The following is an 8353-nucleotide window of genomic DNA, read 5'->3' on the forward strand; positions in this document are numbered from 1 at the left end:
TGTCTCTTCACTCTAAAAGACGACATATCTGAACGGCTTGGAAAGAGAGACACCCATGGCGCCCGCTAAGACGAATATAACCACAGAACTGCTGCTGCTTCTGACGCTCGCGACCTGCTGGGGCGCGTCCTACAGCTTTATCCGCGTCGGCGTGACGACCATCCCGCCGATCACGCTGATTGCCGCCCGCACCTTGATCGCCGGCCTCGTCCTGCTCGCCGTTATTCGCTGGCGCGGCCTCAGCCTACCGAAGGATGCTGCCACATGGCGGCGTTTTCTCATTCAATCCTGCCTCAATAGCGCCATTCCCTTCACGCTGATCGCCTGGGCCGAACAGACCCTCGACGCCGGCCTGGCGACCATATTGAATTCCACCACACCAATCTTCGCATTCCTGATTGCCGCAATCCTTCTGCGCACCGAACGGCTGACCGGCCGCAAACTCTTCGGCGTGATCGCAGGCATGGCGGGTATTTGCCTGATCATCGGTTTTGATGCCCTGCACGGGGTAGGCCGGCAGCTGCCTGCACAGCTCGCCGTCGTCGCCGCGTCCATCTGCTATGCGAGCGCCGCATTGTTCGGGCGCAACTTCAAAGGGTTGGATCCGATGATGCCTGCGGCCGGCTCCCTGCTATGCGGGGCGGCTCTCCTGGTCCCTGCCAGCGTGGTCTTCGAACATCCCTGGCAGCTCGCTCCGTCCGCGGCCTCGATCCTGTCGCTTCTCGGCCTGTCGGTCATCTCGACCGCCCTTGCCTTCAGCATCTATTTCCGGCTTATCCAGACCCTCGGTTCCGTGGCCACCACCTCGCAGGCCTACTTGCGCGTTCCAATCGGGGTCGGCATCGGCGTCATCTTCTTGGGCGAACCCGTATCCTCGATGGCAGCCATCGGCCTGGTCTGCGTCGTGGCCGGCGTCATGGCCATGACCATCGCCCCGCGCAAAAAGGTCGTCGCTGGGTGACCTTTAAGGAAAGCAGCTCGGGAGATCAGCTCAGCAACGAGAGATCGTCCCAGACGAAAATCAGATTGTCGGAACGCCAGATCGGCCCAGGGTCGGTATATCGGCCGATCATCCGGCCTCCGAGCGACCGGTAGAAAGCGATCGCCGGTTCATTACCGGCCACGACGCCAAGCGCCGCACCGGAATAGCCAAAGGCGGCAAGCTGCGCCGCCAACTCCCGCATGAGGCGACGCCCGAGCCCCCGCCGCTTCACTGAAGGGTCGATGTAGAGCGAACGTATTTCCCCTCGTCCCTCGAAAGCCGATTCCGATGGCGCACCGATCGCGCCGATGCCGACAAGCCGGTTTTCCTGCTCCGCGAGCAGCGCACCTTGATGCCGGCGCGGATTAGCAAGCATATCGCTCCACCGCGCCCGGCGAAAATCTTCGTCGAGCGTATGATAGACATTGGCCGGCGCGAGATCGCGATAGGTTTCGCACCAGACCGCTCGATGCAGCCTGGCAATATCGGCAGCATCGTCGATCGTAGCCGGCCTGATCTCGATCTGTGCCGGCAATTCCACCATCAGTTCCTCAGCCGATAGCCCGTCTTGAAGATCCACCCGAGAGTGGCCAGGCAAGCGGCCAGAAAGAGCGTGATAATGGTAAGGCTCAGCACCGGATTGACGTCGGCAATGCCGTAGAAGCTCCAGCGGAAGCCGCTAACGAGGTAGAGGACCGGATTGAGATGGCTGACCGCCTGCCAGAAGGGCGGCAGCATGTTGATCGAATAGAAGCTGCCGCCAAGGAAGGTCAGCGGCGGCACGACCAGCATCGGGATGAGGTTCAGCTGCTCGAAATTCCCCGCCCATATGCCGATCATGAAACCGAACAGGCTAAAGGTCACGGCCGTTAAGACGAAGAACAGGATCATCATGAAGGGATGCTCAATCCTGATCTCAACGAAGAAGCTTGCCGTCATGAGGATGATCAAACCGATCAACATGCCCTTGGTCGCCGCTGCCCCCACATAACCGAGTACGATTTCGGTCATGGCGACGGGCGCCGACAGCACCTCATAGATCGTGCCGGTGAACTTTGGAAAGTAGATGCCGAAGGAGCCGTTGCTGATGCACTGGCCAAGTAGCGTCAGCATGATCAGGCCGGGCGTGATGAAGGCTCCATAGGAAACGCCTTCGACGAGATTGATGCGCGATCCGATCGCGGCGCCGAAGACGATGAAGTAGAGCGAGGTGGAAATGACCGGCGAGACGACGCTCTGCAGCAAGGTGCGGCGCGTGCGGGCCATCTCGAACATATAGATGGATTTGATCGCCTCGAAGTTCATTTGCCTGCTCCTACCAGCGATACGAAAATATCCTCGAGTGAGCTCTGGCGCGTCGAGAGATCCTTGAAGTGAATTCCCTCCGCAGCCAGCTTCGACAGCAGCGCCGCAATGCTGGATTGTTCATTGTGGGCGTCGAAATCATAGATCAGCGTCAGTCCGTTCGGGCCGAGCGAAAGCCCGTTGCCGTCAAGGCGGTTGGGAACTTCCTCAAGCGGTTCGTTCAGATCGAGGATGAGCTGCTTGCGGCCGAGCTTGGCCATCAGCACCTTCTTGTCTTCCACCAACAACAGCCGGCCGCCATTGATGACGCCGACGCGATCGGCGATCTCTTCGGCTTCTTCGATATAGTGCGTCGTCAGGATAATGGTGACGCCGGAAGCCCGCAGGCGCTCGACGACGTGCCACATGTCCTTGCGCAGCGTGACATCCACGCCCGCGGTCGGCTCGTCGAGGAAGAGGATCTCCGGCTCGTGCGACAAAGCCTTGGCGATTAGGACGCGACGCTTCATACCGCCCGAAAGCTGACGAAGCATATTATCCTTCTTGTCCCACAGCGAGAGATCGCGCAGCACCTTCTCTATATGCGCAGGATTCGGCTTCTTGCCGTGCAGGCCGCGCGAAAAGCTCACCGTGTTCCATACGGTTTCGAACTGATCAGTCGTCAGCTCCTGCGGCACGAGGCCGATCATGCTGCGCGTGGCGCGAAAATCGCGCACCACGTCATTGCCGCCGACCGTCACCGAGCCGCTGCTCGGATTGGCAATCCCGCAGACGATGGAGATCAGCGTCGTCTTGCCCGCACCGTTCGGCCCGAGCAAAGCAAGGATTTCTCCTTGTTCGATATCAAGATCGACACCTTTCAGTGCCTGGAACCCATTACTATAGGTTTTGGTAAGACTGCGGATAGAAATGATCGGAGCCATGATGCGGGCAAGTCCGGCCTTAAGCTGTGATGAGTTTGTCGGCGTTTGCCCGCTATATAGTCGGTTTCAGGCTTTTACCATCCCACAGGGCCTAAACACAGCGTTCGCTTAAGACAAATAAGCTGTCATCAAATCGTGACCTTAGTCGGGCATATACATCCTTAGGTGAGCAACGTTTGTCGCAACTCCGCCCAACGCCTCTTGGCGACATCGTCAGCGCCTATCGTACTCGACGATTTATTGCCCTCGCATTCATATTGCGTGCCTCATTGCTACATGAAGTTTTTTTCTGGAGCAGGCAGGGATACCCCGTCGTTGTCATGCACCACTCAAGCCGGCTCTGCCGGCTTTTTCTTTTTAACGGCTTGCAACCGACAAAACGACGGCTACCAGCGGCCGTTCACGCCGCAACCGGCCGGCGGCAGCGTTTTCTGCTCGAAGCGCGCCTTCAGCATCGCGCAGCCCTTGTCCCTAATAGGGCCTGGCATCATCGAGTTCAGGCCGATGCCAACCTCATCGAAGGGATCATCGGCATAAGCGACATAGACGTACCAACGCCCGCCGATGACGACAACGATGGCAATCAAAGCCGCGACAAGCGCTCTTCCCAGGCTTCTCTTTCGTCTCGGTACGTCTTCCATGAAACCCTCGCCTGCTCTCCGTCGCCGCACTTAACCGCGTTTCCAAAGCTAGGTAAATCAACTTTCGCTTTCGGCAAGTGCAGATGTGTCTCCGGCAAAATGCCAATCAAAGGCTGCAATAACGCCGGCCGCCCTTGCGATCCCTGAGGTCGAAGTGGAAATGGTTCCAGTGCTCCGGATTGCTGCCTGGCCCAAGCACCGTATCGAAATAGCGGCAGCTATCGGAGCGAACGGCTTTCAGCAATCCACCCTCTCGGAAAGAGAACAGGCCTTTCTTCCGCACGTCGATCACATGACCGTTCTTCAGCACGAAAGTACCGACATCGATTGCATTGCCATGCGCATGTTCCGACATCGGATTATAACGTTGCCGGCTATTGTTCATCCGCCGGCAGGAATAGCCGCCGAGCGGGACGATCGTGCCGATGCCGGACCAGTAGCGGGTGCGCGCCGCCGGCGCCAATTCGTTCTTCACCCATTTCGCAAAGGCCAGAGTGACCTGGCAATTCAAGGTGACGGCCGGACGGACGGCGATATTGCCGGAGAGCCCGCTCAACGACACAGGATAGGGCACCTGGCACGCGGGTCCGTTCGAAATAGCCGGCTTGTCGGTATAGATGACGCCCATGCGGCGCAGTTCCTGCCGGCAGGCGATTTCGGAAGGCGGCATCATGCCCGGAGGCGATTGCGGCGCCTCGAACTGCCGGTCGAGGCGCGGCATGGGATTGTCGACGCGCGGAAGCATGGCAAGCTGAGTTCCCGGCTGCCGTCGCGGCATCGGCGACTGATTGAGTTCTGCCTGTATGGCCGATCTCTGAAGGACGGAGCGATTGGTCTGGACCGGCGCGTCCGAACCAATACCGTCGACCACGGGCTGATCGGTTTGACCCTCGGCGATATTTTGTTCTTCCTCCTGCACCAATCCGACGACGGATGCGGATTGCGCCTCCTCGGCAGGCCCGACACCGAGCTCGGCATCCATGTTGACGCCCTGGGACGGAATGTTCGATTGCTGCGCCAAGCCTGCTTCGACATCCGTCGTCGTCACCGCTTCGTCCGTTCCGGTGGAGCGTTTACCGCTGCTGTAATTGCTTGACGTGGAAACGACGGGGTCCTGCGCGCCCGGATAGGCGAATTGCCTTTGCGACACGCTGCGGTGCGGCTTGATCGAGCCGACGCGCGAGGAGCTGTCGACACTTGACGGCGGCACGAGGCTGTCTGCCGTGCAGGCGACCAGCGCCGACGACAACAGCAACGGCAACAGAGCACGTCGTACAATGGATAAATAGGCCATAGTCCTGATCCGTTGCCCCAGCCACGGTCGGTAACACTTACAAAGCCTAAACGGGAACAGTGAACGAATGCTTACCGTGGTGAATTGGGACACATCCAAGGAAGTTTAGTCAGCCTGATAAAGTGTGCCTGCAGGCCGAAATTTCGCGAAAGTCCGATGTGCGAAGCAGCAGTGCGGTCTTTCCCATCGGAACCGGATTGCATAGGCTGGATACCGGAATCAGTATTTGGCGATAGGAGCGAACGAATGAATGACAGCATCAAACCGAAAGGCGAGCTGACATTGCGCACGCTGGCGATGCCTGCCGACGCCAATCCTGCGGGCGATATCTTCGGCGGCTGGGTCATGGCGCAGATGGACTTGGCAAGCGGTATTCGCGCTGCCGAGCGCGCGCGCGGCCGCGTGGTGACGGCTGCGGTGAAGGAAATGGCTTTCGAGCTGCCGGTCAAGATCGGCGACACGCTGAGCGTCTTCACCGACATCGAGCGCGTCGGCCGCACCTCGATCACCCTGAGCGTCGAAGCATGGGCGCACCGCTCACGCTACAACCAGATGGAAAAAGTCACTGCGGCGACCTTCATCATGGTCGCTCTCGACGAGAACGGCGCCCCCAAGCCCATACCCATGGAGAGCTGACATCATGGGTTCGGCACACGCGCCGGAGGTTTACGTCTACATACGGACGGTCATGAGCATGGTGATCGGCCTTTCGCTCGCCCAGCTTCTGACGCGACTTGCCGGTTTCGTGCAGGCGCCCGGCAAGAACAGGATCTACTTCGTCCACATCGGCTGGGTGCTGTCGATGTTCCTCTACATCATCCATTTCTGGTGGTGGGAATATCGGCTGCAGTCGGTGCAAGTCATCACCTTCGCCGTTTATCTTTTCCTGATCTGTTTCTGCTGCCTCTTCTATTTCCTCTGCGTGCTGCTCAATCCGCCCTCCATCGACGAATATGGCGGCTTCGAAGAGTATTTCATTTCCCGCCGGGGCTGGTTTTTCGGCCTGCTCGCCGTCACCTACGCCGTCGACCTCATCGACACCTTGCTCAAAGGGGAAGCCTATTTTCAGTCTCTCGGCTGGGAATATCCGACCCGCAACATCGTCTATATCGTCCTTTGCATCATCGCTGCGATCACCGCCAACCGACGCTTCCAGGCGGCATTCGTGATCCTTGGGCTGATCTACCAGATCACATGGATCTTCCGTCTCTACGACGTGCTCCCGGGATAGGCAGGCATTTCGCTGCGTAAAACGGCTGCCATTTCGATGCTCTACAATTCTTGACCAGGACATCGCGATATTGTTCGGATCGAGTGTCCTCCGGATGTGGGTGGGAGACCGAGCCTTGAAAGCAAAGGGCTATGCATTGGGATTGGCGCTTGCTCTTTCGTTGCCTTGGTTTGCTTATGCAGAAGATCCCGCACCGGGCCAGGCCAACATCACCATCGCCCTGAAATACTGGGTGGAATTCGCAAAACAGGGCAATGCCGCCGCGCAATACGGCCTCGGCTATAGCCTCGCCAACGGCGATGGTGTGGAGCAGGACGACGCCCAGGCTGTCGCTTGGTACCGGAAATCGGCAGAACAGGATAATTCGCAAGGGCAATATGCCCTCGCCTATCTCTATTATCACGGCGATGGCGTTGCGAAGGATTATGGTCAGGCGGCCAAGCTCTTTCGCAAAGCGGCGGGACAACGCGACGCACGCGCCGAATATGGCCTTGGATATCTCTATTATAACGGATACGGAGTACCCAAAGATGCCGGGATCGCTGCCGACTGGTTCAACAAGGCGGCGGCGAAGGGATTGCAGGAAGCGCAGCACGGCCTCAGCTACATGGAAGCCAACGGCGAAGGTCCGATCAAGGATCTCGGTCCGCTGGGCGAAGGGCGAACCACCGGCAAAGACACCGGAGAGACGCCAGGCTGGGTCGTCTTTCAGCTGCTGATGGCGCTTCTGCCTTAGCGGCCGCAAAACGGCATATCGATAACGAACGGATCATCGACTGAGGGGTAAATCGTGAATTGGAAGAAGGGGGCCATAGGATTGCTCGTCATGCTGGCGGCCGTGGGAACCGCCCATGCCGACGTCGGGCGGAACACCTATGATCGCGGAGATTTCAGATCGGCCGTCGACTATTTGCGCCCCCTGGCAAACAAGGGAAATGTCGCAGCGCAGATAAAGCTCGGCCACATGTATGAAGAGGGCGATGGCGTCGAGAAAAATCTCGCGCAGGCCCTCCACTGGTACAGGAAGGCGGCCGAACAGGGAAATGCCGAGGCGCAGTTCAACGTCGGCACCATGTACGACCAGGGCGAAGGCGTCGCAGTCGACAAGAACCAGGCCATCCTGTGGTACGGCAAGGCGGCGGCGCAGGGCCATGCCAATGCGCAATACAATCTCGGTGTCATGTACGACACGGGCGAAAGCATCTCGCAGGACAAGGCGCAGGCCTTCATCTGGTATCGCAAGGCGGCGGAACAGGGAGATGTGGACGCGCAATACAATGTCGGCGTCATGTACGATCAGGGCGACGGCACCGGCAAGGACAAGAGCCAGGCGGTCATCTGGTATCTGAAGGCGGCCGACCAGGGCAAGATCGCGGCGCAATACAATCTCGGTATCATGTATCGCGATGGCGACGGCGTCGCCAAGGATGGGGCTCAAGCCCTCTCCTGGTTCCGCAAGGCGGCCGACCAGGGGGATGCCGATGCCAAGTACAATATCGGCGCGATGTATGCCGACGGCGACGGGATAAAGCAGGACGATAAAGAAGCGATCGCCTGGTTCCTGAAGGCTGCCGGGCAAGAGGATGTCGAGGCGGAATACAATCTTGGCGTCATGTTCCGCGATGGCGAAGGCGTCGCCAAGAATGGCAAGCAGGCCGTCTTCTGGTTCGAGAGAGCAGCCGGGCATCGCTATGCCGACGCGGCCTACAATCTCGGCATCATGTATCGCGATGGCGACGGCGTGCCGGTCGATCCGGTCAAGGCGCTGGAATGGTTCCGCAAGGCAAAGAACCTGGGCCATCAAGGCGGGACCGATGACGAGCAAGACCAGCCTTCCGACGCAAAGAGCATCCCGATCTGAGACGATCGGACCAATCCGCCGCTACAGCCTGTGTGGAAACGTTTGGAGGCTCCGGTTTGACCGGGGCCTCTTTTGGTTTCTGGGTCTATGCGGGTTTTGATGTTATGTTTATGGTG

10 protein-coding genes are annotated in these 8353 nt (G+C 58.9%); 5 read left to right on the forward strand and 5 right to left on the reverse strand.

Annotation, left to right across the window (positions count from 1 at the left end; genetic code table 11):
• The first annotated feature begins 55 nt into the window (after positions 1 to 55).
• Positions 56 to 961 carry a DMT family transporter gene (locus GA0061102_RS27245; RefSeq protein WP_092855043.1) on the forward strand — a complete coding sequence of 302 codons (906 nt, stop codon included), beginning with the start codon at positions 56 to 58 and terminating at the stop codon, positions 959 to 961.
• 25 nt (positions 962 to 986) lie between these two features.
• Here GA0061102_RS27245 and GA0061102_RS27250 read toward each other — a convergent pair whose 3' ends face one another.
• The 5 genes from GA0061102_RS27250 to GA0061102_RS27270 all read right to left on the reverse strand — a co-directional run bounded on the left by GA0061102_RS27250 (position 987) and on the right by GA0061102_RS27270 (position 5145).
• Positions 987 to 1526: a GNAT family N-acetyltransferase gene (locus GA0061102_RS27250; RefSeq protein WP_092855045.1), complete on the reverse strand. Its 540-nt coding sequence runs from the start codon at positions 1524 to 1526 to the stop codon at positions 987 to 989.
• The gene (locus tag GA0061102_RS27255; RefSeq protein ID WP_092855047.1) at positions 1526 to 2287 is read right to left on the reverse strand and encodes an ABC transporter permease; all 762 of its coding nucleotides are present in this window, start codon (positions 2285 to 2287) and stop codon (positions 1526 to 1528) included. The genes GA0061102_RS27250 and GA0061102_RS27255 overlap by 1 nt, the downstream gene beginning before the upstream one ends.
• Positions 2284 to 3210 carry an ABC transporter ATP-binding protein gene (locus GA0061102_RS27260; protein WP_092855049.1) on the reverse strand — a complete coding sequence of 309 codons (927 nt, stop codon included), beginning with the start codon at positions 3208 to 3210 and terminating at the stop codon, positions 2284 to 2286. The genes GA0061102_RS27255 and GA0061102_RS27260 overlap by 4 nt, the downstream gene beginning before the upstream one ends.
• Before the next feature lie 386 nt (positions 3211 to 3596).
• Positions 3597 to 3851, reverse strand: coding sequence for a hypothetical protein (locus tag GA0061102_RS27265; RefSeq protein WP_092855051.1), 255 nt, complete (start codon positions 3849 to 3851; stop codon positions 3597 to 3599).
• Positions 3852 to 3957: 106 nt separating this feature from the next.
• On the reverse strand, positions 3958 to 5145 hold the full coding sequence (locus GA0061102_RS27270) for an extensin-like domain-containing protein (protein ID WP_092855053.1): 1188 nt from the start codon (positions 5143 to 5145) through the stop codon (positions 3958 to 3960).
• A 246-nt stretch (positions 5146 to 5391) separates the two neighbouring features.
• On the opposite strand from GA0061102_RS27270, the gene GA0061102_RS27275 reads away from it, so the two are divergent.
• The 4 genes from GA0061102_RS27275 (at position 5392) to GA0061102_RS27290 (ending at position 8237) form a co-directional block, all read left to right on the forward strand.
• Complete coding sequence (locus GA0061102_RS27275; RefSeq protein ID WP_092855055.1) at positions 5392 to 5781, forward strand: acyl-CoA thioesterase; 390 nt, start codon at positions 5392 to 5394, stop codon at positions 5779 to 5781.
• A gap of 4 nt (positions 5782 to 5785) precedes the next feature.
• Positions 5786 to 6376 carry a hypothetical protein gene (locus GA0061102_RS27280; protein WP_092855057.1) on the forward strand — a complete coding sequence of 197 codons (591 nt, stop codon included), beginning with the start codon at positions 5786 to 5788 and terminating at the stop codon, positions 6374 to 6376.
• Between the two features lie 115 nt (positions 6377 to 6491).
• Complete coding sequence (locus tag GA0061102_RS27285; RefSeq protein ID WP_159432214.1) at positions 6492 to 7112, forward strand: tetratricopeptide repeat protein; 621 nt, start codon at positions 6492 to 6494, stop codon at positions 7110 to 7112.
• A gap of 54 nt (positions 7113 to 7166) precedes the next feature.
• Positions 7167 to 8237, forward strand: coding sequence for an SEL1-like repeat protein (locus tag GA0061102_RS27290; RefSeq protein ID WP_245298154.1), 1071 nt, complete (start codon positions 7167 to 7169; stop codon positions 8235 to 8237).
• The last annotated feature ends 116 nt before the right edge of the window (positions 8238 to 8353 follow it).

Source organism: Martinezella miluonensis, assembly GCF_900094545.1.
GTDB classification, from domain to species: domain Bacteria; phylum Pseudomonadota; class Alphaproteobacteria; order Rhizobiales; family Rhizobiaceae; genus Rhizobium; species Rhizobium miluonense.

Coding starts and splice junctions, on each gene's coding strand:
- GA0061102_RS27265 (WP_092855051.1), bottom strand. CDS start 3,851: ATGGAAGACGTACCGAGACGAAAGAGAAGCCTGGGAAGAGCGCTTGTC.
- GA0061102_RS27260 (WP_092855049.1), bottom strand. CDS start 3,210: ATGGCTCCGATCATTTCTATCCGCAGTCTTACCAAAACCTATAGTAAT.
- GA0061102_RS27255 (WP_092855047.1), bottom strand. CDS start 2,287: ATGAACTTCGAGGCGATCAAATCCATCTATATGTTCGAGATGGCCCGC.
- GA0061102_RS27270 (WP_092855053.1), bottom strand. CDS start 5,145: ATGGCCTATTTATCCATTGTACGACGTGCTCTGTTGCCGTTGCTGTTG.
- GA0061102_RS27280 (WP_092855057.1), top strand. CDS start 5,786: ATGGGTTCGGCACACGCGCCGGAGGTTTACGTCTACATACGGACGGTC.
- GA0061102_RS27275 (WP_092855055.1), top strand. CDS start 5,392: ATGAATGACAGCATCAAACCGAAAGGCGAGCTGACATTGCGCACGCTG.
- GA0061102_RS27245 (WP_092855043.1), top strand. CDS start 56: ATGGCGCCCGCTAAGACGAATATAACCACAGAACTGCTGCTGCTTCTG.
- GA0061102_RS27250 (WP_092855045.1), bottom strand. CDS start 1,526: ATGGTGGAATTGCCGGCACAGATCGAGATCAGGCCGGCTACGATCGAC.